Annotated in this window: 25 protein-coding genes; 7 read left to right on the top strand and 18 right to left on the bottom strand. The window is 71.1% G+C overall.

The window, feature by feature from the left end; genetic code table 11:
• Positions 1-216: 216 nt before the first annotated feature.
• From ABGB05_RS14815 to ABGB05_RS14800, 4 genes are all read left to right on the top strand, one after another.
• Positions 217-1,737: a YifB family Mg chelatase-like AAA ATPase gene (locus tag ABGB05_RS14815; protein ID WP_347653858.1), complete on the top strand. Its 1,521-nt coding sequence runs from the start codon at positions 217-219 to the stop codon at positions 1,735-1,737.
• Positions 1,738-1,805: 68 nt separating this feature from the next.
• Positions 1,806-3,017 carry a DNA-processing protein DprA gene (gene dprA, locus ABGB05_RS14810; RefSeq protein ID WP_347653856.1) on the top strand — a complete coding sequence of 404 codons (1,212 nt, stop codon included), beginning with the start codon at positions 1,806-1,808 and terminating at the stop codon, positions 3,015-3,017.
• A 34-nt stretch (positions 3,018-3,051) separates the two neighbouring features.
• Positions 3,052-3,996 carry a tyrosine recombinase XerC gene (locus tag ABGB05_RS14805; RefSeq protein WP_347653913.1) on the top strand — a complete coding sequence of 315 codons (945 nt, stop codon included), beginning with the start codon at positions 3,052-3,054 and terminating at the stop codon, positions 3,994-3,996.
• 49 nt (positions 3,997-4,045) lie between these two features.
• The gene (locus tag ABGB05_RS14800) at positions 4,046-5,236 is read left to right on the top strand and encodes an aminotransferase class V-fold PLP-dependent enzyme (RefSeq protein WP_347653855.1); all 1,191 of its coding nucleotides are present in this window, start codon (positions 4,046-4,048) and stop codon (positions 5,234-5,236) included.
• 79 nt (positions 5,237-5,315) lie between these two features.
• Here the strand turns inward: ABGB05_RS14800 and ABGB05_RS14795 are convergent, their stop codons facing one another.
• A complete protein-coding gene (locus tag ABGB05_RS14795; protein ID WP_347653854.1) occupies positions 5,316-5,951 on the bottom strand; it encodes a M23 family metallopeptidase in 636 nt (211 codons plus the stop codon).
• A gap of 290 nt (positions 5,952-6,241) precedes the next feature.
• Between ABGB05_RS14795 and ABGB05_RS14790 the strand changes: the two genes are divergently transcribed.
• The gene (locus ABGB05_RS14790) at positions 6,242-7,387 is read left to right on the top strand and encodes a sulfite oxidase (RefSeq protein ID WP_347653852.1); all 1,146 of its coding nucleotides are present in this window, start codon (positions 6,242-6,244) and stop codon (positions 7,385-7,387) included.
• Positions 7,388-7,628: 241 nt separating this feature from the next.
• Here ABGB05_RS14790 and ABGB05_RS14785 read toward each other — a convergent pair whose 3' ends face one another.
• The 13 genes from ABGB05_RS14785 to ABGB05_RS14725 form a co-directional block, all read right to left on the bottom strand.
• Positions 7,629-7,952, bottom strand: coding sequence for a DUF2469 domain-containing protein (locus tag ABGB05_RS14785; RefSeq protein ID WP_007075222.1), 324 nt, complete (start codon positions 7,950-7,952; stop codon positions 7,629-7,631).
• Positions 7,949-8,761 (bottom strand): ribonuclease HII, encoded by an 813-nt coding sequence (locus ABGB05_RS14780; protein WP_347653851.1) that lies wholly within the window; start codon positions 8,759-8,761, stop codon positions 7,949-7,951. Before ABGB05_RS14780 ends, ABGB05_RS14785 begins: the two co-directional genes overlap by 4 nt.
• Positions 8,755-9,222 (bottom strand): NUDIX domain-containing protein, encoded by a 468-nt coding sequence (locus ABGB05_RS14775; protein WP_347653850.1) that lies wholly within the window; start codon positions 9,220-9,222, stop codon positions 8,755-8,757. The genes ABGB05_RS14780 and ABGB05_RS14775 overlap by 7 nt, the downstream gene beginning before the upstream one ends.
• A gap of 113 nt (positions 9,223-9,335) precedes the next feature.
• Positions 9,336-9,986 carry a signal peptidase I gene (gene lepB / locus ABGB05_RS14770; RefSeq protein ID WP_347653848.1) on the bottom strand — a complete coding sequence of 217 codons (651 nt, stop codon included), beginning with the start codon at positions 9,984-9,986 and terminating at the stop codon, positions 9,336-9,338.
• On the bottom strand, positions 9,983-10,828 hold the full coding sequence (gene lepB, locus ABGB05_RS14765) for a signal peptidase I (protein ID WP_347653847.1): 846 nt from the start codon (positions 10,826-10,828) through the stop codon (positions 9,983-9,985). Before lepB (ABGB05_RS14765) ends, lepB (ABGB05_RS14770) begins: the two co-directional genes overlap by 4 nt.
• Before the next feature lie 280 nt (positions 10,829-11,108).
• Entirely contained in the window at positions 11,109-11,465 is a 357-nt protein-coding gene (gene rplS, locus ABGB05_RS14760) for a 50S ribosomal protein L19 (RefSeq protein ID WP_347653846.1), read from the bottom strand.
• Positions 11,466-11,604: 139 nt separating this feature from the next.
• Positions 11,605-12,378 (bottom strand): tRNA (guanosine(37)-N1)-methyltransferase TrmD, encoded by a 774-nt coding sequence (gene trmD, locus ABGB05_RS14755; protein WP_347653845.1) that lies wholly within the window; start codon positions 12,376-12,378, stop codon positions 11,605-11,607.
• Positions 12,379-12,449: 71 nt separating this feature from the next.
• On the bottom strand, positions 12,450-13,010 hold the full coding sequence (gene rimM / locus ABGB05_RS14750) for a ribosome maturation factor RimM (protein WP_347653912.1): 561 nt from the start codon (positions 13,008-13,010) through the stop codon (positions 12,450-12,452).
• A gap of 9 nt (positions 13,011-13,019) precedes the next feature.
• On the bottom strand, positions 13,020-13,280 hold the full coding sequence (locus ABGB05_RS14745) for an RNA-binding protein (RefSeq protein ID WP_199853371.1): 261 nt from the start codon (positions 13,278-13,280) through the stop codon (positions 13,020-13,022).
• Positions 13,255-13,704 carry a 30S ribosomal protein S16 gene (rpsP, locus tag ABGB05_RS14740; protein WP_331216055.1) on the bottom strand — a complete coding sequence of 150 codons (450 nt, stop codon included), beginning with the start codon at positions 13,702-13,704 and terminating at the stop codon, positions 13,255-13,257. The genes ABGB05_RS14745 and rpsP overlap by 26 nt, the downstream gene beginning before the upstream one ends.
• A gap of 418 nt (positions 13,705-14,122) precedes the next feature.
• Positions 14,123-14,989, bottom strand: a complete 867-nt coding sequence (locus tag ABGB05_RS14735; RefSeq protein WP_347653844.1) for a carbohydrate ABC transporter permease — start codon at positions 14,987-14,989, stop codon at positions 14,123-14,125.
• Positions 14,986-15,984 carry a sugar ABC transporter permease gene (locus ABGB05_RS14730; RefSeq protein WP_347653843.1) on the bottom strand — a complete coding sequence of 333 codons (999 nt, stop codon included), beginning with the start codon at positions 15,982-15,984 and terminating at the stop codon, positions 14,986-14,988. Before ABGB05_RS14730 ends, ABGB05_RS14735 begins: the two co-directional genes overlap by 4 nt.
• Positions 15,981-17,291 (bottom strand): extracellular solute-binding protein, encoded by a 1,311-nt coding sequence (locus tag ABGB05_RS14725; protein ID WP_347653842.1) that lies wholly within the window; start codon positions 17,289-17,291, stop codon positions 15,981-15,983. The genes ABGB05_RS14730 and ABGB05_RS14725 overlap by 4 nt, the downstream gene beginning before the upstream one ends.
• Before the next feature lie 142 nt (positions 17,292-17,433).
• On the opposite strand from ABGB05_RS14725, the gene ABGB05_RS14720 reads away from it, so the two are divergent.
• Positions 17,434-18,477, top strand: a complete 1,044-nt coding sequence (locus tag ABGB05_RS14720) for a LacI family DNA-binding transcriptional regulator (protein WP_347653841.1) — start codon at positions 17,434-17,436, stop codon at positions 18,475-18,477.
• Positions 18,478-18,617: 140 nt separating this feature from the next.
• On the opposite strand, the gene ABGB05_RS14715 is transcribed toward ABGB05_RS14720, so the two are convergent.
• Both ABGB05_RS14715 and proS read right to left on the bottom strand, forming a co-directional pair.
• On the bottom strand, positions 18,618-19,274 hold the full coding sequence (locus tag ABGB05_RS14715; protein WP_347653911.1) for a DUF402 domain-containing protein: 657 nt from the start codon (positions 19,272-19,274) through the stop codon (positions 18,618-18,620).
• 46 nt (positions 19,275-19,320) lie between these two features.
• A complete protein-coding gene (proS, locus tag ABGB05_RS14710; protein ID WP_347653840.1) occupies positions 19,321-20,727 on the bottom strand; it encodes a proline--tRNA ligase in 1,407 nt (468 codons plus the stop codon).
• 80 nt (positions 20,728-20,807) lie between these two features.
• Between proS and ABGB05_RS14705 the strand changes: the two genes are divergently transcribed.
• Positions 20,808-21,380 (top strand): hypothetical protein, encoded by a 573-nt coding sequence (locus ABGB05_RS14705; protein ID WP_347653839.1) that lies wholly within the window; start codon positions 20,808-20,810, stop codon positions 21,378-21,380.
• Positions 21,381-21,471: 91 nt separating this feature from the next.
• Here the strand turns inward: ABGB05_RS14705 and ABGB05_RS14700 are convergent, their stop codons facing one another.
• Positions 21,472-22,554, bottom strand: a complete 1,083-nt coding sequence (locus ABGB05_RS14700; RefSeq protein WP_347653838.1) for an amidohydrolase family protein — start codon at positions 22,552-22,554, stop codon at positions 21,472-21,474.
• Positions 22,555-22,616: 62 nt separating this feature from the next.
• Positions 22,617-24,161 (bottom strand): signal recognition particle protein, encoded by a 1,545-nt coding sequence (ffh, locus tag ABGB05_RS14695; RefSeq protein WP_347653837.1) that lies wholly within the window; start codon positions 24,159-24,161, stop codon positions 22,617-22,619.
• Positions 24,162-24,188: the final 27 nt, after the last annotated feature.

Raw genomic sequence — 24,188 nt, 5'->3', positions numbered from 1 at the left:
AAGCGGCCGACACGACGCCTTCCCGCCGTCACGTCGCCGCATCCCGGTGGCACGGCGAGCTGGCACGTCACGGGCTGCCATAACACACCTCGCCCTTGATCGTCTGACTGTCCACAGGGCACCCGGTTATCCACAACAGAGGACCACCGGCCCACGCGGGCGCCGTCCAGCCGGCACCGTCGAGACCATGACACCGACAATCAGCGGGTACGACCGATGAGCTACGCCAAGGTGCTCTGTGTCGGTCTGGTCGGGGTGACCGGACACCTCGTCGAGGTCGAAGCCGACCTCGCGCCCGGCCTGCCCACCGTCGTCCTCTCCGGGCTGCCGGACACCGCACTCAACGAGGCGCGGGACCGGGTCCGTGCCGCGGTGGTCAATTCCGGGCAGCGCTGGCCGAACCGCCGGATCACCCTCAACCTGCTCCCCGCCACCCTGCCGAAACACGGTTCCGCCTTCGATCTGGCGATCGCCGCCGCCCTGCTGGGCGGATCCGGCGAGTTGCCGCTGGCTCCCCTGGACAAGGTCGCGGTCCTCGGCGAACTGGGCCTCGACGGCACCGTCCGGCCGGTCCGGGGCGTACTGCCGATGGTCGCGGCGGCCGCCCGCGCCGGGATTACGCGGGTCATCGTGCCGGTGGAGAACGCGGCGGAGGCGTCGGTGGTGCCGGGCGTGCACGTCCGGGCGGTCGACAGTCTGCACCGGCTCGTCGGGTTCATCCGTGACGGCGCCCCGCTGCTGACCCCACCGTCCCCCTCCGCCGCCCCGCCCCGACCGGGACCGGACCTCGCCGACGTGGCCGGACAGGAACTCGGCAGGCGGGCGTTGGAGGTGTCCGCCGCCGGCGGACACCACCTGGCCCTGATCGGTCCGCCCGGCGCGGGCAAGACCATGCTCGCCGAACGGATGCCCGCCATCCTGCCGCCGCTGGACGACGAGGCCGCGCTGGAGGTCACCGCGCTGCACTCGATCGCCGGGCTGCTGCCGCCGGACGGCCAGCTGATCCGCCGACCCCCGTTCCAGGCACCGCACCACACCGCGACGGTCGCCTCCCTGGTCGGTGGTGGGTCCGGGCTGGCCCGACCGGGGGCCGTGTCGTTGGCCCATCGGGGGGTGTTGTTCCTGGACGAGACCCCCGAGTTCCAGCGGGGCACCCTGGAGGCGCTGCGCCAGCCGCTGGAGAGCGGGCGGATCGTGTTGAACCGGTCCCGAGGTGGCACGGAGTATCCGGCCCAGGTTCAGCTGATCGCCGCGGCGAACCCGTGCCCGTGCGCGAAGCCGGCCGGGGACGTCGCCTGTGAGTGTCCGCCACTGACCCGTCGCCGCTACCTGGCCCGACTCTCCGGGCCGTTACTGGACCGGATCGACGTACAGGTGACGCTGGCGCCGCTGCGTGCCGCCGAACTGATGGACAGCGGACGGACCGTCGAGTCGTCGACGGTGGTCGCCGCGCGGGTCGGCCGGGCGCGGGCCGCTGCCGCCGCCCGCTGGATCGACGGTGGATGGCGGGTCAACGCCGAGGTGCCGGGCCCGCACCTGCGACGTCCGCCGTGGCGTCTGCCCACCCGCGACACCGAGGCGCTCCGGAAGCTCCTGGACTGTGGCGTCCTCTCCGCCCGCGGCTTCGACCGGGTGATCAGGGTCGCCTGGACCATCGCGGACCTGGACGGGCGGGATCGTCCGGAGGCCGCCGACATCGACGAGGCGACCCAGCTGCGGACCGGGAGCGTGGGATGAGCGAGCCGATCACATCCGGACCGCACGGGGCGCGTCCTGCGGCAGACGCCTGCGGACCGAGCCGCGGCATGTCCGGGATGGACGAGGCCAAGGTGGCCAGGATCGCCCTGACCTGGCTGCTGGAGCCGGGCAACCGTGCGGTGTTCCGTCTGGTCAGGCAGTTCGGCCCGGTTGACGCGCTGCGCCGGTTGTGCGCCGGGGACGTCACCGACGAGCGACTGCGGGCCAAGGCTGCGGCCCGTCTCGGCGCCGGCGACCCGTGGCAGGTCGCGAGCACCGCCGCCGAGATCACGGAGCGGCTCGGTGCCCGGCTGGTGACCCCGGAGGACAGCGAGTGGCCGGCACAGCTGGGACACCTCGAACGGCTCACCCTGGCCCATGCCGACCGGCGGGTCGACCAGGAGATGGCGCCACCGCTCTGCCTCTGGGTACGGGGTGGCTGGGACCTCGGCGAGACCCTGGAGCGTTCGGTGGCGGTGGTCGGCTCCCGGGCCGCCACCGCGTACGGGCAGCACGTCGCCGCCGGCATCGGCTACGGCCTCGCCGACCGGGGCTGGACCGTCGTCTCCGGCGGCGCCTTCGGCGTCGACGCCGCGGCGCACCGGGGCGCACTCAACGCGGGTGGTCGCACGGTGGCGGTGCTGGCCTGCGGTGTCGACCGTCCCTATCCGGTCGGCAACACCGCGCTCTTCGACCGGATCGCCGAGGTGGGGCTGCTGATCAGCGAGTGGCCGCCCGGGGCGGAGCCGCTGCGGCCCCGCTTCCTGATCCGCAACCGCGTCATCGCCGCCGTCACCGCCGGCACCGTGCTGGTGGAGGCGGCGGCGCGCAGCGGCGCCACCCAGACGCTGCGTCGGGCACTGGCGCTGAACCGACCCTCGATGGTGGTACCGGGCCCGGTCACCTCCGCCATGTCCGTCGGCGCGCACGAACTGCTCCGGGAACACCCGAACGCCCGCCTGGTGACCGGCGTGCCGCACATCCTCGAGGAGGTGGGACGGATCGGCGTGGACCTGGCGCCGCCGGCCCGGGGGCCGGCCCGGCCCCGGGACGACCTTGACGACGAGTCCGCGCTGGTCCTGGAGTCGGTGCCCCGCCGCGGCACGGTGGGGCCGGAGGTGCTCGCCGCCCGGGCCGGGCTCGACCTGCGTACCGCGCTGCGGAAGCTGTCCATGTTGGAGCAGCTCGGCCTGCTCGTCCGGCGTGACGACGGCTACGCCCTCCCCACCGCCGGGGTCGGACGTCCCGGAGCCGGCCGCGTCCCCGGTGTGCCGGGTTGACGTCGCCACCGTTGGGAGCCACCGTGCATGGGTGATGCGTCGCGCGGAACGCCACAGCACCCGGGCCCGCCACGAGGCCCTACCGCCGCCGTTCCAGAACGCCGTGGACGAGTTCGCCCAACACCTCGCCCGGGTGGAGAACCGGTCGGCGCACACCGTACGCGCCTACGTCGCGGACGTGGTGTCACTGCTCGACCACGCGGTCCGGATGGGTTGCGGTGATCCGGGTGCCCTGGACCTCGCCGTGCTGCGGAGCTGGCTGGCCCAACTGCGTACCCTCGGTGCCGCCCCCGCCTCACTGGCCCGGCGAGCCGCGTCGGCGCGTACCTTCACCGGCTGGGCGCACCGGACGGGCCGTACGGACACCGATGCCGGCGCGGCCCTGGCGAGCCCCCGGACCCGCCGGGAGCTACCCGCCGTGCTCCGCGCCGACCAGGCGACCCAACTGGTCGAGGCCCCCGTCGACGACGGCTCTCCCGAGGCGGTACGGGACCGGGTCGTGCTCGAACTGCTCTACGCCACCGGTATCCGGGTCAGCGAACTGTGTGGCCTCGACCTGGGCGACGTCGACCCGGCACGGCGGGTGGTCCGGGTCCTCGGCAAGGGTGACCGGGAGCGCACGGTGCCGTACGGGCTGCCGGCGCAGCGGGCCATCGACGACTGGCTCCGGCGTGGCCGACCGGTGCTGGCCGGTCCGGCGAGTGGTACGGCGCTGCTGCTCGGCACCCGCGGCGGCCGGATCCAGGCGACGGTTGTCCGACGGATGATCCGCCGCTACACGCAGACCGCCAACCTGCCCCGGACCAGCCCGCACGGTCTGCGCCACTCCGCCGCCACCCACCTGCTCGAGGGCGGTGCGGACCTGCGCGCGGTCCAGGAACTGCTCGGGCACGCCTCGCTGTCGAGTACCCAGCTCTACACCCACGTGTCGACGGAACGGCTCCGTGCCGCGTACCGACAGGCGCATCCCCGGGCCTGACCAGGCCGGCAGCGCTCCGCCGGGCCCGGCCGACGGTTAGGATCATGCGGTGAGCACGACCGGGCCGCAGCCGCCCGAACCGATTCCGGGCGCTCGACTCCTGTTCTCGCTGGACGCGGGCGTCGCCCAACTCAACCACGGCTCGTTCGGCGCGGTCCCGATCTCGGTCCAGCGGGTTCAACAGCGGCTCCGGGACGAGACCGAGGCGAATCCGATGCGGTTCTTCACCCTCGGACTGGTCGACCGGATCACGCACGCCCGCCGCCACCTGGCCGGTTTCCTCGGCTCCGACCCGGAGGGCACGGCGCTGATCCCCAACGCCACCACCGGCGCCGCCATCGTGCTGCAGTCGCTGCGTCTGGAGCCGGGTGACGAGGTGCTCTGCACCGACCACGGGTACGGCGCGGTCAGTCTCTCCATCGATCGGGAGGCCCGGCGCACCGGGGCTGTCCGCCGTACCCTCACCGTGCCGTTGCAGGCCACCGACGAGGAGGTTGTCGAGATCGTCCGGGCTGGGCTGCGGCCAGGTCGTACGAAGCTGCTTGTCGTCGACCACATCACCTCGTCCACCGCCCGGCTGTTCCCGGCGGCGGCGATCGCCGCGACGGCCGGGGAACGCGGCGTGCCGGTCCTGGTCGACGCCGCGCACGCCCCCGGAATGCTGCCGATCGGCGTCGACACGATCGGCGCGGACTTCTGGGTGGGCAACTTCCACAAGTGGGGTTTCGCGCCGCGGGGCACCGCCGCTCTGGTGGTGGCGCCGCAGTGGCGGCGACGGATCGAACCGTTGGCGGTCTCCTGGCAGCAGGACAGCGGTTTTCCGCTCTCCGTCGAGTGGCAGGCGACGCAGGACTACAGCGCCTGGCTCGCCGCCCCGGTCGGGATCTTCACGCTCCGTACGCTCGGAATCGAGCGGGTACGGGCACACAACGCGGAACTCGCCGCGTACGGGCAGTGGCTGGTCGGTCAGGCCCTGGGCGTGGCGCCGGCCGACCTGCCGAATCCCGGCGGGCCGATGGTCTCGATGCGGCTCCTCCCGCTACCGGCCGGTCTGGCGACCACCTTCGCGGACGCGGTGACACTTCGAGAGCGGATCGCCGACGAACTCGGCGTCGACGTCGCGATCAACGCGTGGAACGGCCGGGGCTGGCTCCGGCTCTCCGGACAGATCTACAACCGGGTGGAGGAGTACCAGCGGCTGGCCGAGGCTCTGCCCGCCCTGCTCGCCCGGCACCGGTGACAACCCGGGCCGGGCTGACGGCTCGGCCAGATTGACGGCCCAGGCCGAATGGTCAATCCGGGCCCCCGGATCCGGACGGTCAACCGTGCCCGGACCCGACGTCGACGGGGAGCAGCCGGACCCGTCCGAGCCCGAGTAACAGCAGGGGGTCGAGGTACTCCTCGCCCCGACGCAGCCCCCAGTGCAGACAGGAAACCGTCGGACATCCGGGATGGCCCGGCTGGAGCGACCCGAGCGGGTCCCCGGCGGCTACCCGGTCACCGGCCCTGACCTCGGGTCGTACCGGCTCGTAGGTGGTCCGCAACCCGTTCGGATGAGCCACGCTGACGACTGGCCGGCCGGCGACCATCCCGGCGAAGAGGACCACACCGGCCCCGGCCGCCCGTACCGTCGCCCCGGACGACGCGACAAGATCGACACCACGGTGCCCGCGGGCCCACGGGCGAGGTGGCGGATCGAACTTGCGTACCAGCCGGGGCGTCCCGTCCAGCGGCCAACGGAAGGCGTCGGCCGGGGCACGTCGGACCGGCACGACGGACCCAACCGACGGAAGCCCGACCCGCCCGCCCGGCGGCAACGCGGTCGAACCGCCCGCCGGGGACGCGACCAGCGCTCCCGACCATCCGGCAGCGGGTACTCCCGGCGTGCCGGCGACCAGCACCACCGACAACACGGCCGCCAGCACCGTCGACGCGGCAGCCAACACCGTCGACAACAGCCCCACATTCGGGGACGGTGGTGGCACCGGCAACGTGGCCGCCCGATCGCGTGGTCTCCCTCTCATGGTCCTGCAGCGTCGTCCCGCCCACCCGCTGCCGCAACTGGGTTGACCCGTACCTGTGGACAACCGCCCCGACTGTGGAAAACGCCCGCGAAGCCCGATGATCTGTTATGTCCGCTCTGCTCGCGGCGCCGCGCGGACCGGCCACGACCTGCTCGGAAAGCTCCCCTAGTCTGGAGCTCCAGCACGGGGACCAGTCCCGTTACCGGGTCAGAGGAGTGTTGATGACCGCACTGGACGAGGTGAGTCGGCCGGGTCGCGTGGCCGAGCCCGAGGAGGCCATCAGCCTCGAGGAACTCGGCCTGGCCGCGCGCAACCACGCACTGCCGCTGGAGGCGCTGCGCTACGACGTCACCCCGGTCGGTCTGCACTACCTGCTCATCCACTACGACATCCCGGACCTGGACGCGGAGCGGCACACGCTGACCATCGACGGCCGGGTGGAGCGGCCGTTGACCCTCGATCTCGACGCGTTGCGCGACCGCCCCCGGGTCACCCGGCGGGTCACCCTGGAGTGTGCCGGCAACGGCCGGGCGCTGCTGACACCCCGGCCGGTCAGCCAGCCGTGGCTGAGCGAGGCGGTGGGTACCGCCGAATGGACCGGTACGCCGCTCGCTCCGCTGCTCCGCGAGGCCGGGCTCGGCCCGGACGCGGTGGACGTGGTGTTCACCGGGGCCGACCACGGCGTCGAACGCGGCGTCGAACAGGACTACCAGCGGGGTCTGCCGGTCGCCGAGGCGCTCCGGGACGAGGTGCTGCTGGCGTACGAGATGAACGGGCTTCCACTGCTGCCACAGCACGGCGCGCCGTTGCGGCTGGTGGTTCCCGGCTGGTACGGCATGGCGCACGTCAAGTGGCTGACCCGGATCAGCGTGCTCGACCGCGAGTTCGACGGTTACCAGAACGCGGTGGCGTACCGGGTCCGGACCGATGCCGACGATCCGGGGGTACCGGTGACCCGGATCGAGCCGCGCGCCCTGCTGAAACCGCCCGGCTTCCCCGATTTCATGTCACGTACCCGGGTGGTGCGGCCCGGGCCCTGCATTGTGGAGGGCCGTGCCTGGTCGGGCCACGGGCCGGTGACCGGGGTCGAGGTGACCACCGACGGCGGGGTCACCTGGGTTGCGGCCGAGCTGGTTCCGGACCTGTCGAGCCCGGACGGGGCGTCTGGGCCGGAGGCGGTCGACGACCGGTGGGCGTGGCGCCGCTGGCGGTACGAGTGGACGGCGACGCCGGGTCGCTACACGCTCGGCGCCCGGGCGACCGACGCCTCGGGCCGGGTCCAGCCGGTCGAACAGCCGTGGAACCGGGGCGGGTTCGCGAACAACCTCGTACAGCGGGTCGAGGTGCTGGTCGCGGCGGAGCAGTAACCGGGGCGCCGGGTCGGGCGCCGAGGTGACGGGTCCGGCCGGTACGCCGGTCGGGCCGCTCCGCCCCCGACGACTGGCTCAGTCGGTCAGCGCCTGCGGAGCCGCTGGTCGGGCCGCTCGCGCCGGCGGCAACCCCCGGGCCCCGGCCGCGACCTGGCCTGGCCTGGCCTGGCCTGGCCTGGCCTGGCCTGGCCGCAAACCCGGCCGTGGCCTCGACTCCGGCCCACCTGCGCCAGACCGGTCAGCCGCCGAAGCCGGAATCAGCGGGTAGCGAGATATCAGGCTTTTCCAGCTCTTCGACGTTGACGTCCTTGAACGTCATCACCCGGACATTCTTCACAAATCGCGCTGGCCGGTACATGTCCCAGACCCAGGCGTCGTGCATCTCCACCTCGAAGTAGACCTCGCCGTCAGAGTTACGGACGTGCAGATCTACCTGGTTCGCGAGATAGAACCTGCGCTCGGTCTCCACCACGTAGGAGAACTGGCGAACGATGTCGCGGTACTCCCGATAGAGCTGCAGCTCCATCTCGGTCTCGTACTTCTCGAGATCTTCCGCGCTCATCCCACTCCGCCTTCCATGGCCACATCTTCCCCCACCGACGCTGATGGCCGAGGCCGCTCGCCCAACGCCACGCCGACGGTACTCCCTAGCTGGCCGGCCCGCGCCATCGACTCGATCCCGCCGAGCCCGGCAGGGCGCCGGGTCCGGGGCGGATGACCGATCCGCCCGGAGACAGTGGCGACGTTGACGTACGAGAAGCGGTGTTCCGGGCACGGACCGTGACGTTCCAACGCGGCGGTGTGCTCGGCGGTGATGTATCCCTTGTGCTCGGCGAATCCGTACCCGGGGTGCTGGTCGTCCAGCTCGACCATGATCCGGTCCCGGGTCACCTTGGCCAGCACACTCGCCGCCGCGACACAGGCGGCGACCTGGTCACCCTTCCACACCGCGAGCCCCGGCACACCGAGGCCGTCGACCCCGAACCCGTCGGTCAGCACGTACTCCGGGGAGACCGGGAGCGAGGCCAGCGCCCGACGCATCGCGGCCAGGTTGCAGACGTGCAGGCCCCGGAGATCCACCTCGGCCGCCGGAATGATCACCACCGCGTACGCCAGGGCCCGTTCCACCACCTCGGCGTAGATCCGCTCCCGGGCCGCGGCGGTGAGCAGCTTGGAGTCGGTCAGCCCGTCGATCTCGCCCCGCCGCCCCTCCGGCAGGACCGCGGCCGCCGCCACCAGTGGACCCGCGCAGGCACCCCGGCCCGCCTCGTCGGCGCCGGCGACGTACCGGAAGCCACGCCGCCGCAGCGCGCGTTCCATCGCGTAGATGCCGCCCTCGCGGCGGACCACCGTACGGGGCGGGGTCAGCACGCCTTCTCCCCCTCCAGTGCCCGGCGCAGCAGCTCGGGCAGCTCCTTCGGATAGAACCGCTCGGTCGTGCCCGCCAGTTCCGTCATCGTCCACCACCGGTGGGCGTCGATCGTGTCCCGCTCGACCGAGTCGAATCCCGCCGTGTCCACCTCCCACGGGCCGGTCCGGACCAGGAAGAACTGCTGCTCCTGGCGGTACCACCGGCCGCCGAAGGAGAACTCCGTCGTCTCCCGCCAGACCGGTTCGCCGATCTCGTCCGGAGCGACCCGCAACCCGGTCTCCTCGGCCAGTTCCCGCGCGGCCGCCACCTGCGGCGACTCGTCCGGGTCAAGGCCGCCGCCGGGGGTGAACCAGTACCGGTGTTCCGGTCGCGCCGGGTCCCAGCCCCGGAACATCAGTACCCGGTCCTCGCCGTCGACCAGCAGCACCCGGGCGGCCTGGCGAGGGGTGAAGACGGTCATCCGACCAGCCTAGTCCGGGGCGGGGCGACCACGCTTCCCACGGCGCTCCGGACCCGGTCGCCCCGTCCACCCGGCACGCCGCCGACGCGGCATCCGTCAGCTCTTGGGATCCGTCAGCTCTTGGGATCCGGGATGGCGTCGAAGGAGTCCGGCACGGACAACCAGGTGGCGCGGCCGACCGGCCAGAAGACGGTGAAGGCCCGCCCCACCACGGAATCCTCGGGGATCGTCGCGACGTCGATGTTGCTCTGGCTCTGCTGCCAGTGCTCCAGCGAGTCGCCGGACTGCGAGCGGTGGTCGCCCATCACCCACAGCCGGCCCGGCGGCACGGTGATGTCGAACTCGGTGTCCGCCGCCGGATCCGGTACGCCACCGGGGTCCCGGAAGATGTACGGCTCGTCCAACGACTGACCGTTGATCATCAGACGGTCCTGCTCGTCACAGCAGACCACCCGGTCGCCACCGACCCCGATGACCCGCTTGATGAAGTCCTCGCCCTCCGGGTTGCCGGTCCACTGGGTCGGGGCCTTGAAGACCACGATCTCCCCCCGGTGCGGCGACCGGAAGTCGTAGACCAGCTTGTTGACGAGCACCCGGTCGTCGATGTCGAGGGTGTGCTCCATCGACGGGGACGGAATCCAGAAGGTCTGCAGCACGAACGCGCGGACCAGCACCGCGACCAGGATCGCCACGCCCAGCAGGATGGGCAGCTCCCGCCAGAACGAACCGCGCGGCTTCGGCTTGTCGGTCTGCTCGTCAATCACGGATGGAGCCTACGACGCCGGGTCCCGGACGTACGCCGGGAACGCTGGGTAACGAGCAGAGAGCCCAGAATTGGCATGGCGATGGCCGTATCTCCCAGGTTGGGGGCGGTTTGCGGAGTGCCGTCCCGGTGTCCGTCACCGGCACCCGGTGCGTCCAGGGGGGCCGGGGCGGCGACCGGCGTCGGCAGGTCCTCGAAGGTATCCGGCACCGGCAGGGAGGTCCAGTGGGACAACGGCCAGACGATCACAAAGGCCCGGCCGATCACGTTGTCGATCGGCACCGTCCCCTGGCAGCGCGCGTCCTGCGACACCAGCCGGTGGTCACCCATCACGAACAACTGCCCGGGAGGCACCACCACCTCGTCGAACTGGCGGGACCGACACTCGTCCCGGTTCGGCGGCAGGTCCAGTGGGGAGTTCTCCAGCACGTACGGCTCGTCGAGCGGAGCGTCGTTGACGGTGACCCGACCCTGGTCGTCGCAGCACCGTACCCGGTCACCGGGGAGTCCGACGACCCGCTTGATGAAGTCCTTGTCGCCCGGGCGGCTCACTCCGACCAGGTCGCCGATGGTCCGTCCGAGCTTCGCGACAAATCCGGGATCCGGCTCCTCGGTGAGCTGTGGTGCCCACTCGGCGGTTCCCCGGAAGACCACGATCTCGCCGCGTACCGGATCCCGGAGGTCGTACACGATCTTGTTGACCAGCACCCGGTCGCCGATCAACAGGGTGTCCTCCATGGACCCCGAGGGGATGAAGAACGCCTGGAGCAGGAAGGTACGGATCAGAACGGCGAGGCAGAAGGCGACCACGAGCAGGAGCGGCAACTCCTGCCAGAGCGGCATCTGTTTCCGGGTGCGTCGGGATCGCCGGGGCCGACGACGCCATGGTTCGACATCGTCCTCTTCGTCCACCCTACGCACCACGCATCTCCCCGATCCCGAGACACCGCGCCATCACCGGACCAACTCCGGTGATGGCGCACCGCGAGCGGTAGCGCGGGGTTGTACCGCGACCCCGACGGAGCCAGGGTCGCGGTATCGCTTCTGCCCGTGCGGCCAGCGTAGTCGGCGTGGCCCGGGACGGCACCCCTCGATCGCCTCGGCGTGGTCGGTCGGATCAGCCTCAGCTGGCCCGCTTCTCCCGCTTCTCCTTGATCTTGGCCTTCTTGCCCCGCAGCTCACGGAGGTAGTAGAGCTTGGCCCGGCGGACGTCACCGCGGACCATCACCTCGATGCGGTCGATCGCCGGGCTGTTGAGCGGGTAGGTCCGCTCCACCCCGACGCCGAAGCTGATCTTGCGAACGGAGAAGGTCTCCCGGAGTCCGGCGCCCTGGCGCCGGATCACGACACCCTCGAAGATCTGGACCCGGGACCGGTTGCCCTCGACCACCCGGGCGTGCACCTTCACGGTGTCACCGGCCCGGAAGTCCGGGAGGTCGGTCCGCTGCGACTGGGCGTCAAGGGCGTCCAGGGTGTTCATCGCTGCATCCTCGAAGGCTCACGGCGCACCGATCGTCGGCGCGCGGATGGGTGATTCTGATCCCCACGACAGGCCCGGAACGGGCCCTGGCGGGGATCCTCGCAGCCGTACGCGGGCGCGCACGACTGCGGCAACCCCACTACTCTGCCATATAGTCAACCGAGGGTTGAAATCCGGTCCCGGCCAGGGTCGCCACATCCTTCTTGTCCAGCTCGGCCGGGGCGAGCGCGGCGAGCATGTCCGGCCGGCGCTCGGCCGTCCGGAGCAGGGCCTGGTCCCGCCGCCACCGGGCGATCCGGCCGTGGTCACCGGAGCGGAGGATCTCCGGCACCTCGTGCCCCCGCCAGCTCGGCGGCTTGGTGTAGACCGGCGCCTCCAGCAACCCGTGCGCGTGCGACTCCTCGGCCAGCGAGTCGGCGTTACCCAGCACGCCCGGCAGCAGCCGGGTGACCGCCTCCATGATCACCAAAACCGCGACCTCGCCGCCGAAGAGCACGTAGTCGCCGAGCGAGACCTCCGTCACCCGCATCCGGGTCGCGGCGTGGTCGAGCACCCGCTGGTCGATCCCCTCGTACCGGCCGCAGGCGAAGATCAGCCGGGATTCGGCGGCCAACTCGTACGCCGTCGACTGGGTGAACCGGGCCCCGGCCGGGGTCGGCACCACCAGCCGCGGCGGCTCCGCCCCCGGCGGAGCCAGCGCGTCCAGCGCCTCCCCCCACGGCTCGGGCCGCATCACCATGCCCGGCCCACCGCCGTACGGGGTGTCGTCGACCGTCCGGTGCACGTCGTGGGTCCAGGTCCGCAGGTCGTGCACGGCGACATCCAGTACGCCGGTCGCCCGGGCCCGCCCGATCAGGGACAGCTCCAGCGGAGCGAGATATTCCGGAAAGATCGAGACCACGTCGACCCGCATGTGAGGAAGGGCCCCTCTTGTCGCTTCTTGGGTAGGAAGGGCGCCTGCCGACACCCCAGCCGGGCGACACCTCAGAGGTCGAGCAGCCCCGGCGGCGGGTCGACGACCACCCGTCTCCCGGCCAGGTCGACCTCGGGAACCATCGCCCTGACAAACGGGATCAGCGCGGTACGCCCCTCGGGGCGGCGCAGGACCAGCAGGTCCGAGGCGGGCGCGTGGTCGATCCGGGCGACCTCGCCGAGCACCTCACCGGCGGGCGTCACCACGGTCAGCCCGACCAGCTGGTGATCGTTGAACTCGTCCGGGTCCTCCGGCGCCGGCACCGCCGCGCTGTCGACCCAGAGCAGGGTGTCGCGCAGCGCCTCCGCCACGTTCCGGTCGTAGACCCCGTCGAAGGTGACCAGGAGCCGGCCCTGGTGCCACCGGGTCGCCTCGACCGTGAGTTGTTCGGGCACCCGGACAAGTTCGCCGTGCGCGGTCACCGGTGGGACGTCGACGGACTCCGCCGTCGGATCGGTGCGTAACACCGATCCGACGGCGAACCGTGCTTCGGGATCATCGGTCCGCACCTCCACGGTCACCTCGCCGCGGATACCGTGCGGACGGCCGATCCGGCCGACGATCAGGAGCATCGTCACGGATCAGTACGAGTCGACGATGTCGACCCGTACGCCACGTCCACCGATCGAACCGATGACCTGACGCAGTGCCTTCGCGGTCCGACCGGACCGGCCGATGACCGTACCGAGGTCCTCGGGGTGCACGCGGACCTCCAGGCGCTTGCCCCGCCGGGAGTCGACCATCCGGACCCGTACGTCGTCCGGGTGGTCGACGATGCCCTTGACCAGGTGCTCGAGCGCCGGCCGAAGGGCCACGTCAGGCCTGCTCGCCGGAGTCCGCACCGGCCTGCTCCTCGGTCTTCGCGGGGGCCTCGGCGGGGGCCGCCTTGGCTGCCTTCTTCGCCGGCTTGGCCGCCTCGGCCAGTCCGGCCGCCGCCCGCGCCTCAGCCTCGTAGGCCGCCTTGCGGTCGGCCCGCTCCGGTGCCACCAGCAGCGGCGGCGGAGCCGGCAGGCCCTTGAACTTCTGCCAGTCGCCGGTCTTCTCCAGCAGTCGCTGGACGGCCTCGCTCGGCTGGGCACCGACGGAGAGCCAGTACTGCACCCGGTCCGACTTGACCTCGATCACCGAAGGGTCTTCCTTCGGCTGGTAGATCCCGACGAACTCGATCGCCCGACCATCACGCTTCGTACGCGAGTCGGCGACGACGATACGGTATTGCGGGTTGCGGATCTTACCCATCCGCAGGAGCCGGATCTTTACGGCCACAGTGTGTTCGCTCCTGTTGCGATGTCCACCGGCCCGGAAACGGGCGGTGCGCGGGTGAGAGCCGACCGGCACAGTGGGGTTTGGGCCGGGGACTGCTCGATGGACTGGCGACACGCCCGGGGTAGAGGGCGCCGAACGTGCAGCCGGATACCAGCGACCCATTGTGCCAGACCCGGTCGGGGAATCTCACATCGGCCGGCGAAATCGCCCGTACCCCGCCAGGGCGATCACGACGATCATGACCCCTGGTCCCCCACGGGGCGGGGCCCGGCGCCGCCGACCGCAGCCGGGGTCGGGGCCGGAGCCCGCACCGCCGGGCGCCGGGCGCGGGGGCGGACCCGGCGATGCCACCGGGTCCGTACCCCGCGATCCTCGGTCGGTGCCCGCCGGGCCGGCGGTCAGTACCCACCGCTACCGGTCAGCCCTTGACCGCACCCTGCAGGCCACCCACGATCTGCTTCTCGGCGAAGGTGAAGAAGAGCAGTGCCGGCAGCATCGCCAGGGACGTGAAGGCGAGGATGCCCGCCGTGTCGGAGGTGTACTGGCTCGAGAAGTTCTGGACTCCCAGCGGCAGGGTGTGCAGGCTGGCGTCGCTGAGCACCAGCAGCGGCAGCAGGAACGCGTTCCAACTCGCCACGAACGCCAAGATCCCGACCGTGACGAGCGCGGGCCTCGACAGCGGCAGCACGATGAGCCAGAGGAAACCGAGCCGGCCCGTGCCGTCGATCGCGGCGGCGTCCTCCAGTTCGCGCGGAATGGCGGCGAGGAACGGACGCAGGATCACGATGGTGAGCGGCAACGCGAAGGCGACCTGCGGAAGGATCACCGCGTAGTACGAGTTGACCAGGTTCAGGTCGCGCAACATGAGGTAGAGCGGCAGGATCGCCGCTCCGGCCGGGAAGAGCAGGCCGAGCGTGAAGAAGGTGTAGAGCGCCTCGCGCCCCCGGAAGGTGTACCGGGCGAGCACGAACGCCGCACAGACACCGAGCACCACCACGCCGAGCGTCGTACCCAGGGAGATCACCGCGCTGTTGAACGCCTGCCCCCAGAAGTCGCTCTGCGTCAGCACCCGGATGTAGTTGTCCCAGACCCACGGGTCGGGCAGCCCTGCCGGGTTCGCCACGATCGACGGGGTGGTCCGGAAGCCACCGATGATCACGTAGACCACCGGGGCGATCGACACCGCCGCGACCGCGAGCGCCAACGCGTAGGTGAGCGGATTGCCCCAGGACACCGGGCGGCGCTTGGGCGGTGGGCGGAGGACACCGTTCGCGGCCACGGTCATTTCACCCTTCTGCTGGTGATGGCACCCTCGATGTCGCGACGGAGGAGGAAACGCTGGAACAGCAGCGCCGCGACGAAGGAGATGGCAAACAGGATCACGGCCACCGCGTTGCCGTAGCCCCAGAGCCGGGCGAAGAAGCCGTTGTCCACCATGTAGGTCGCCATGGTGGCGGACGCGCCGAGCGATCGCACCGCCGGTACCGAGGTCACCCAGATCACGTCGAAGACCTGCAGCGAGCCGATCATCGACAGGAACATCCAGATCCGGATCGTCGGGCCGAGCAGCGGCAGCGTGATGTGCCGCTGGACCTGCCACCAGCTCGCACCGTCGATCGCGGCGGCCTCGGTCAGCTCGTGCGGCACGTTCGACAGGCCGGCGAGCAGGAGGATGATGGCGAAGCCGACGTACTTCCAGGTGAGGACGAACATCAGCGTCCAGATGACGATGTCGAGGTCGGCGAGCCACGCCTGGACCAGGCTGCCCAGTCCCAGTGACCGCAGCAGCGCGTCGACCGTCCCACCGTCGGTCAGGATCAGCTTCCACATGATGCCGACGGTGACTTCGGCGAGCACGTACGGCACGAAGACCAGCAGCCGGAACACGGTCCGCCCGCGGAAGCGTCGGTTGAGCAGCAGGGCCACGCCCAGCGCGATGGGGCCCTGGATCAGCAGTGACCCGAAGACGATGATGGCGTTGTTGCGCAGCGCGTCGAGGAAGATCGGGTCCTCGAAGGCGAGGAAGTAGTTGTCGAGGCCGACGAACTCGGTGGGCGGCCCGACCCCGCGCCAGCGGAAGAGGCTGTAGTAGACCGCGAAGCCCATCGGCACGAGCACGAACATCACGTAGACGACGATCGCCGGCGTCGTGAGCCCGATGATCTCGTACCACTTGCGTCGCTTGTCGGCGCTGCGGGAGGACGGCCTCCGGCCGGGCCGAAGTCCCGCCGGCGGCGCGGACGCGCCGCCGGCGGGGTTCAGGGTTGGGTTGGTGGTCACTTGCGTGCGGCCGCCTTCATCGCGTCGACGACCTGCTGCGGGCTGCCGCTACCGGCGAAGATGGCGACGATCCCGTCGTTCATCGCGGCACCGACGGTGCTACCGAACGCCGTGTCCAGCCAGAGCTGCACGTAGGTGGCGTTGGCGGTGGCCTCCAGGACCGACTTCAGGGCGGGGTCCACGATGTCGGCGTCCGAGCCCTTGATCACGGGCAGCCCGATGTTGAGCGCGGCGTAGCCCTTCTGCACCTCGGGGCTGACGATGTACTTGAGGAACTCGACGCACTCGGCCGGGGCGTTCTTGGCGCAGGCGAATCCGTCGCCACCACCGAGGGCAGCCTTCGGGTCGCCCGCCGAACCGGCGATCGCCGGCACGGGGAACCAGCCCAGGAACTTCGCGAGGGCCGACTTGTCCTCCGCGACGGTCTCCAGGGTGCCCTTGTTCCAGTCGCCCATCAGCTCCATCGCGGCCTTGCCGTTGGCGAGCAGACCGTTGGCGCTGGTCGGGTCGTTCTGGCCCGGGGTGGCGATGAAGTTGTTCTGGAACGGCGTGGTGTCGATGAAGGCCTTCAGGTCCGCGCCGGCCTTGACGAAGCAGGGGTCGTCGAAGACCCTCTCGGTGGAGGCCTTCTTCAGGGTGTCGACCGAGCAGGCGCGCAGCGCGAAGTTGTACCACCAGTGCGCGGCGGGCCATTTGTCACCGGCACCGAGGGCGATCGGGATGACGTTGATCGCCTTGAGCTTGGTGACCGCGGCGTTGAGTTCGTCGAAGGTGGTCGGCGGAGCGGCGATGCCCGCCTGCGCGAACATCTCCTTGTTGTACCAGAAGCCTTCGATGCCCATCTTGTACGGCAGGCCGTACTGCTTGCCGTCCACCGCCCAGATCTCGGCCACCGACGGGCTGATGTTGGCAACCTCGGTCTTGACCTGGTCGGTGATGTCCTTGAGGTAGTCGGCCTCCACCTGCTCGCGCATCTCGCCGCCGCCCCAGGCCTGGAAGATGTCCGGCGGATCGGTGGTGAGGAGGGCGGCAGGGAGCCGGGTGCGCTGAAGCTGGTTGGTCTCGATCGCCTCGATCTGGATCGTGACGGTCGGGTGGAGCGCGGAGAAGTCCTTGGCGACCTTCTCCCAGTAGGTCTTGCCGGGCCCGTCCTGGGAGGCGTTGTGCCACCAGGTCAGGGTCACCGGGTTCTTGTAGAGTTCGTCCTCATTGGGCGCTTCGCTTTCACCGCCGCTACATCCGGCAGCAAGGAGTGCGCTGGTCGTAAGCAGCGCTAGGACTGTTCCCGCGCGGCGCTTCATCGCCATCGATTGTCTCCTCGACTAGTCAGTCGCGGTACTCAGCTTCGAACGGCGAGTTTTACAGCCCCGTAACTCGGTGTCAACCGTTGTCGATAACGTTTTCGACTCCGCTGTCAGGGGGCGTCACAAGCCCTCTATCATCATCGACGTGGCGTTTCCGCAGCGTGTCAAGATGTCGGACGTGGCCCGTACGGCCGGCGTCTCGGTGGCGACTGTATCCAAAGTGGTGAATGGTCGGTACGGGGTCGCGCAGGCCACCGTCGAACGTGTCCAGCAGGTTATCCACCAACTCGGGTACGAAGCCAGCCTCGGCGCACAGAGCCTGCGCAGCCACCGCACCAACGTGCTGGGCATCCTGGTCGCCGAATTCGAGCCGTTCTCCACCGAACTACTCAAAGGGGCCTCCCGCGCGGTCACCGGCACCGGCTACCAACTGCTGGCGTACTCGGGGGGCGACGGCGAACGCGGCGCCATCGGCTGGGAACGGCGCTCGCTCGCCCGGCTCTCCGGAACGCTGATCGACGGGGCCGTGATCGTCACGCCGACCGTCGTCGAGACCAAGCAGGGTTTCCACGTGGTCGCCGTCGACCCGCACACCGGCCCGTCCGGCCTGCCCACCGTCGACTCGGACAACTTCGCCGGCGCCATGCTCGCGACCAACTACCTGTTGTCGCTCGGGCACCGCCGCATCGGACACATCAGCGGGCGCGCCGACCTCGAGTCGGCACGTCTGCGCGAGGCCGGTTTCCGCCAGGCCATGGCCGACGCCGGCATCGCGGTGGACGAGCGGCTGGTCCGTACCGGTGGGTTCCGGATCGAGAGCGCCGCCGGTACGGCCGCGGAACTGCTCACCCTTCCCGACCGCCCGTCCGCGGTCTTCGCGGGGAACGACCTCTCCGCGATCTCCACGCTCAACGTCGCCCGGAGCCTCGGTCTCGCCGTGCCCGACGACCTGTCCGTGATCGGTTTCGACAACGTTCCGGAATCGGCGCTGGTCAATCCGCCACTGACGACGATCATGCAGCCGCTGCAGCGGATGGGCGCCGAGGCACTCCGCCTGCTCATCGACCTGATCGGCGGAGTCGAACGCGACACGCACATCCGGCTCCCCACCGAGCTGGTCATCCGCGCCTCCTGCCGCCCCTACGCCCCCGCCCGCCAGGACAACCGGCCGTTGACCACCGGCGCCTGAACCCGGGGCGGCGATCGCGGCCACCCCGCCGCCCAGGGCCAGCCGACCTGCCCGTCCCACCAGTCCCGCCGATCCGGTCCGGCTCGAGTGGGAGGACTCCCCCGACAAACCCTACGGACGGTGAGGGAAGGATCGCGGGGTCAGCGGACCGGCGGGCGATCCCAGCCGGGCGGCAGGGTCGGGGTCGACCAGTCGGGGTCGGGGACGAAGTCCGTCCAGGTGCCGTCGAACGGGAACTCGCCGGCCTCGGCCAGCTTGATCACCCGTTCCCCCTCGGCGCGTACCGCCGCCGGGTCCGGCACCCAGTAGTGCTCCGGGATCGCCAGCCGCTCGGCGAACTCGTCCTCGTCCTTCCAGGACCAGCTCAGGTCGGGGCGTACCACCACGTCGAGGTCCTGGTCCACCATGTCGACGCCGGCCACCTCGCCGTCGTCCCAGCGGATGCCGTGCTCCTCGAGGTTGACGTACCAGTTGGCGAACCGGCCGTCCCCGGTGCGGAAGAGCCAGACCGAGTGGTTGGCGCCGGTGGGCAGGAACTTCAGCACCGGCGGGCCGTTCCAGGGGCTGACCTTGAGACGGTACGAGTGGGTCAACCACTCGGCGAACGTCATCGCCCGCATGCCCCGGCCGTCCTCGGTGACCTCGTGCGCCACCGGGGTGTCCCGGGCGACCCAGAGCAGCAGGCCACGGTCGTCGTCACTGACCACCCGGCCGGGTCGGACCCAGCCGATCCGACCGTGCCGGACGTTGCGGTGCAGCACCACCCGACCCCGGGCGAACCGCGGGCCGGCCGCCACGTCGACCGGGCTGACGGCGCCGGCCGGCCTGCCAGGCTCGACCACGTCAGTAGGAACGGGCGACGATGGCGACCAACTCTGGCTCGTCCTCCGAGTCCGGCACCGAGCCGTCGGCCCGGCGCAGGCAGCGGACGGTGACGCCCTGGGCGTTCGCCTTCGCCTCGCCCTCGACGCCGACCACCGACCACGGCACCCGGGCCCAGCCGTTCGCCGCCGCCTCGATCGCCTCGTCCAGGGTCGTCACGTCGACGGTCCGGGACTCCCGCATCTGCAGCGCCTCGTCGTAGAGCGCCTGCTGGTCGGCGTCGAGGGCGGCGAGCACCGCCGAGACCACGTCGGCGACCGGGACCGGGGTCTTCGAGCCGTCAGTGCGGCGGACCAGCACCGCGTTGCCGGCGGCGAGGTCGCGGGGGCCGACCTCGATACGTACCGGATAGCCCTTGAGCTCGGCGTCGACGGCCCGGCGGCCGAACGGGGTGTCGACCCGGTCGTCGAGACCGACCCGCACGCCGGCGTCGCGCAGCGCGTCGCGGAGCTTGACCGCGGCCTCGGTCACCCCGTCACCGGACTTGACGACCATGACGTACGCCTGCACCGGCGCCAGCCGGGGCGGCACCCGCAGCCCGTTGTCGTCGCCGTGGCACATGATCAGACCGCCGAGCATCCGGGTGGAGCTGCCCCACGAGGTGGTCCAGGCGTGCTCGACGCTGCGCTCGGCCGAGGTGTAGGTGATGTCGAAGGCCTTGGCGAAGTTCTGCCCGAGCTCGTGCGAGGTACCCATCTGCAGCGCCTTGCCGTCGCCCATCATGCCTTCGAGGGTGTAGGTGCGGATCGCACCGGCGAACCGCTCCCGGGCGGTCTTCAGGCCGGTCAGCACCGGGATGCCGAGCACTCCGACCATGAAGTCCTCGTAGACCTCGTGCAGGATCCTCCGGGCGTACGCCCGGGCGTCGGCCTCGTCGGCGTGCGCGGTGTGCCCCTCCTGCCAGAGGAACTCGCTGGTCCGGAGGAAGATCCGGGGCCGCAGCTCCCAGCGGACCACGTTCGCCCACTGGTTGAGCAGCAGCGGCAGGTCGCGGTACGAGTCGACCCACTTGGCCATGAACTCGCCGATCACCGTCTCACTGGTCGGCCGGACCACCACCGGCTCGGCGAGCTGCTTGCCGCCACCGTGGGTGACCACGGCCAGCTCCGGGGAGAAGCCCTCGACGTGCTGCGCCTCCCGGCGCAGGTAGCTCTCCGGGATGAAGAGCGGGAAGTACGCGTTCTCCGCCCCGGCGGTCTTGATCCGGGCGTCCATCTCGGCCTGCATCCGTTCCCAGATGGCGTAGCCGGCCGGTCGGATGACCATGGTCCCCCGCACCGGCCCGTTGTCGGCGAGCTGCGCCTTGGCGATCAGGTCCTGGTACCAGCGGGGGAAATCCTCCGCCCGGGGAGTGAGCACGCGTGCCATGAGGGCCAATCTTAGGCCTCGGCGCTGCGGCGGTGTCGCCGGGGCGAACCCGGTGGGACGGTCCCGCTACCATCCCGCGCATGTCTCTGCTTGCCCGTCTGTTCGGCCGCTCACCTGAACCGCGGCCGCTGGCGCTGCCGTACGACCCGATGTCCCCGGAAGGACTCGTCGCCCGTTGGGTCCGCTGGGTCGCCGACTCGTCGCAGCGGGAGTCCCCGATCGCCGACCCGACCGGCGAGTTCGCCGGCGTCGGACAACCGGAGGACGTCTGGTTCCTCGCCGGTACGTTCGGCGGCGCGGTGACCCGCCGCTGTCAGGTGCCCGCCGGCCGCCCGATCTTCTTCCCGGCGTTCAACGTCTGGCAGTCCCGGGTCGAACCAGGTGACGTTCCGGTGATGGAGCAGGCCACCGGCCACGCCCACCTCGACGACGAGGAGGTTCCGCTGCGGCCGGTCGGCACCCCGGAGACGTTCCTGGTCCGGGGTCGGCTCGGCAATCCGGTGACCGGGCTGCCGCCCACCATGCGGGTGAGCTGCTGGGGGCTGTGGGGTCAGCTCGCTCCGCTGGCGCCGGGCAGATACCGGCTCGTCTTCGGCGGCGACGACGGACACGGCTTCTGGGTGGAGGCGAACTACCTGCTGGTGGTGAGCTGAGCGCCACGCCACGCCCAGCCGGGGACACCAGCGGACCGCCCGGTCGGGGGCCGGCGCACCAGCCGGCCCGGTGGCGCCGACCACCTGGAGGTCAGCGGACCACCCGGCCGCGCAGCACGATCCGTCGGGGTGCCTGGACCACCCGCAGGTCGGCCCGGGGGTCGGCGTCGTAGACCACCAGGTCGGCGAGGCCGCCCTCGACCAGTCCGGGGAAGCCGAGCCACTCCCGGGCCCGCCACGAGGCGGCGGCCAAGACGTCGACGGTCGACATGCCGGCGCGCTCGTGCAGCAGCAGCATCTCCCGGGCGGCCAGCCCGTGGTCGATGCCGCCGCCCGCGTCGGTGCCGACGTAGATCGGCACCCCGGCCTCGTACGCCGCCCCGACCAGTGCGGGGAAGGTGTCCCGCAGGGTGAGCATGTGCGCGGCGTAGCCGGGGAACTTCTCCCGGGCCTGGTCGGCGATCCCGCCGAAGATGGTCTCGATGTTGATCATCGTGGGCACCAGCGCGGTCCCCCGCCGGGCCATCTCGTCGAGCAGGTCGACGCTGAGCCCGGTGCCGTGCTCCACCGAGTCGACCCCGGCCCGGACCATCGTCGCGACGGCCGACTCGGAGAAGGTGTGCACGGCGGCCCGGGCCCCGGCGGCGTGCGCGGCCTCGACCGCGGCGGCCATGGTCTCCGGGTCCCAGGACGGTGCCAGGTCACCGGCGGTCCGGTCGAGCCAGTCACCGACCAGCTTGACCCAGCCGTTCCCGGCCCGGGCCTGCTCGGTCACCGTGGCCCGGACGTCGGCGGACTCCACCTCCACGGCGATACCCCGCAGGTAGCGCCGGGGCGACGCGATGTGCCGACCGGCGCGGGCCAGCCGGGGCAGGTCCGGCTCGTCCTCCAGCTCCGGGTACGGGTACGGCGAGCCGGCGTCCCGGATCGCCAGCACCCCGGCGTCCCGGTCGATGGTGGCGAGGTGGCGGGCCTGGTCCAGTGAGGTGATCGGCACCGCGCCCGGGGCGATGCCCGGGTGGCAGTGCGCGTCGACCAGACCGGGCAGGACGAAGCCCCGGTCGGCGACGGTCTGCGCCCCGGGGACCGGGGTGAAGGTGACCCGGTCCCCGACCAGCCACAGGTCCCGGACCTCGTCGTCAGGGAGGACGACTCCCCGTACGTGCAGCGCCATGGGGACATTCCTACCGGATCACGTCCGGTGGATCTCCGCGACCCACTGCCTCCTGCGGCGCGTCAGCGGTCCTTGTCGTCCCGCCTGGTGAGCTTGTTGAAGTCGAGCTTCGGCAGCTTGAAGCCGGGCGGCAGGCCCTGGCCGCCGGCCAGCGCGTTCGGGTCCAGCCCCGGCGGCAGCTGCGGCATGCCGCCCGGGAAGCCACCGGCCGGCCCGCCGACCCGGGGCCGGCCGCCGCCCTTGGTGCCCTTGCGCTTGTTCTTCGGTGACTTGGTCGCCTTGCGCCGGCCGCCGGGCAGGCCCATCATGCCGCCCATCTGCTTCATCATCTTCTGCGCCTCGGCGAAGCGGTTGAGCAGCTGGTTGACGTCCATCACGGTGACCCCGGAGCCGTTGGCGATCCGGGCCCGCCGGGAACCGTTGATGATCTTCGGGTTGGTCCGCTCGCCCGGGGTCATCGACCTGATGATCGCGGTGACCCGGTCGAAGTGCTTGTCGTCCAGCTCGGCCAGCTGGTCCTTCATCTGTCCCATTCCGGGCATCATCGCCAGTACGTTGGCGATCGGCCCCATCCGCCGTACCGCGATGAGCTGGTCGAGGAAGTCCTCCAGGGTGAACTGCTCGCCGCCCATCAGCTTGGCGGTCATCTTTTCTTTCTGATCGGCGTCGAACGCCTGTTCCGCCTGCTCGATCAGGGTCAGCACGTCGCCCATGCCGAGGATCCGGCTGGCCATCCGGTCCGGGTGGAAGACGTCGAAGTCGGTGAGCTTCTCACCGGTGGAGGCGAAGAGGATCGGCTGCCCGGTGACCTGCCGTACGGAGAGCGCGGCACCACCGCGGGCGTCGCCGTCGAGCTTGGAGAGGACCACACCGGTGATCCCGACACCGTCGCGGAACGCCTCGGCGGTGCGGACCGCGTCCTGGCCGACCATCGCGTCGATGACGAAGATGACCTCGTCCGGGTCGACCGCGTCCCGGATGTTGGCGGCCTGCGCCATCATCTCGGCGTCGATGCCGAGCCGGCCGGCGGTGTCGACGATGACGATGTCCCGGGCGGCCCGCCTGGCGTGGTCGATCGAGGCCCGGGCCACCTGGACCGGGTCGCCGACGCCGTTGCCCGGTTCCGGGGCGAAGACCTCGACCCCGGCCCGGCCGCCGAGCACCTGGAGCTGGTTGACCGCGTTGGGACGCTGCAGGTCGGCCGCGACGAGCAGCGGCTGGTGCCCCTGGCCCTTGAGCCAGCCGGCCAGCTTGCCGGCCAGCGTCGTCTTACCGGAGCCCTGGAGGCCGGCGAGCATGATCACGGTGGGCGGCTGCTTGGCGAACTGCAGCCGGCGGCCCTCGCCGCCGAGCACGCCGACGAGTTCCTCGTGGACGATCTTGATGACCTGCTGGGCCGGGTTCAGCGCCTGGGAGACCTCGGCACCCCGGGCCCGCTCCTTCACGTTGGCGATGAAGGCCTTCACCACCGGCAGGGCGACGTCGGCCTCCAGCAGCGCCAGCCGGATCTCCCGGGCGGTGGCGTCGATGTCGGCGTCGGTGAGCCGACCCTTGCCCCGCAGCTTCGTGAAGATCCCGGAAAGACGGTCACTCAAAGTGTCAAACACGGCGCAACATCCCGTTTGTCGTATTTA

Source organism: Plantactinospora sp. B5E13, from assembly GCF_039871775.1.
Taxonomy (GTDB): Bacteria; Actinomycetota; Actinomycetes; order Mycobacteriales; family Micromonosporaceae; genus Plantactinospora.
This window is presented reverse-complemented; position numbering and strand designations above follow the sequence as displayed.

Excerpts from the sequence above, each read along its gene's own strand:
- ABGB05_RS14815 (WP_347653858.1), top strand. The coding sequence starts at position 217 with ATGAGCTACGCCAAGGTGCTCTGTGTCGGTCTGGTCGGGGTGACCGGA.
- dprA (WP_347653856.1), top strand. The coding sequence starts at position 1,806 with ATGTCCGGGATGGACGAGGCCAAGGTGGCCAGGATCGCCCTGACCTGG.
- ABGB05_RS14805 (WP_347653913.1), top strand. The coding sequence starts at position 3,052 with ATGCGTCGCGCGGAACGCCACAGCACCCGGGCCCGCCACGAGGCCCTA.
- ABGB05_RS14790 (WP_347653852.1), top strand. The coding sequence starts at position 6,242 with ATGACCGCACTGGACGAGGTGAGTCGGCCGGGTCGCGTGGCCGAGCCC.
- ABGB05_RS14785 (WP_007075222.1), bottom strand. The coding sequence starts at position 7,952 with ATGAGCGCGGAAGATCTCGAGAAGTACGAGACCGAGATGGAGCTGCAG.
- ABGB05_RS14775 (WP_347653850.1), bottom strand. The coding sequence starts at position 9,222 with ATGACCGTCTTCACCCCTCGCCAGGCCGCCCGGGTGCTGCTGGTCGAC.
- lepB (WP_347653847.1), bottom strand. The coding sequence starts at position 10,828 with ATGCCGCTCTGGCAGGAGTTGCCGCTCCTGCTCGTGGTCGCCTTCTGC.
- rplS (WP_347653846.1), bottom strand. The coding sequence starts at position 11,465 with ATGAACACCCTGGACGCCCTTGACGCCCAGTCGCAGCGGACCGACCTC.
- trmD (WP_347653845.1), bottom strand. The coding sequence starts at position 12,378 with ATGCGGGTCGACGTGGTCTCGATCTTTCCGGAATATCTCGCTCCGCTG.
- rimM (WP_347653912.1), bottom strand. The coding sequence starts at position 13,010 with ATGCTCCTGATCGTCGGCCGGATCGGCCGTCCGCACGGTATCCGCGGC.
- ABGB05_RS14735 (WP_347653844.1), bottom strand. The coding sequence starts at position 14,989 with ATGACCGTGGCCGCGAACGGTGTCCTCCGCCCACCGCCCAAGCGCCGC.
- ABGB05_RS14725 (WP_347653842.1), bottom strand. The coding sequence starts at position 17,291 with ATGGCGATGAAGCGCCGCGCGGGAACAGTCCTAGCGCTGCTTACGACC.
- proS (WP_347653840.1), bottom strand. The coding sequence starts at position 20,727 with ATGGCACGCGTGCTCACTCCCCGGGCGGAGGATTTCCCCCGCTGGTAC.
- ABGB05_RS14705 (WP_347653839.1), top strand. The coding sequence starts at position 20,808 with ATGTCTCTGCTTGCCCGTCTGTTCGGCCGCTCACCTGAACCGCGGCCG.
- ABGB05_RS14700 (WP_347653838.1), bottom strand. The coding sequence starts at position 22,554 with ATGGCGCTGCACGTACGGGGAGTCGTCCTCCCTGACGACGAGGTCCGG.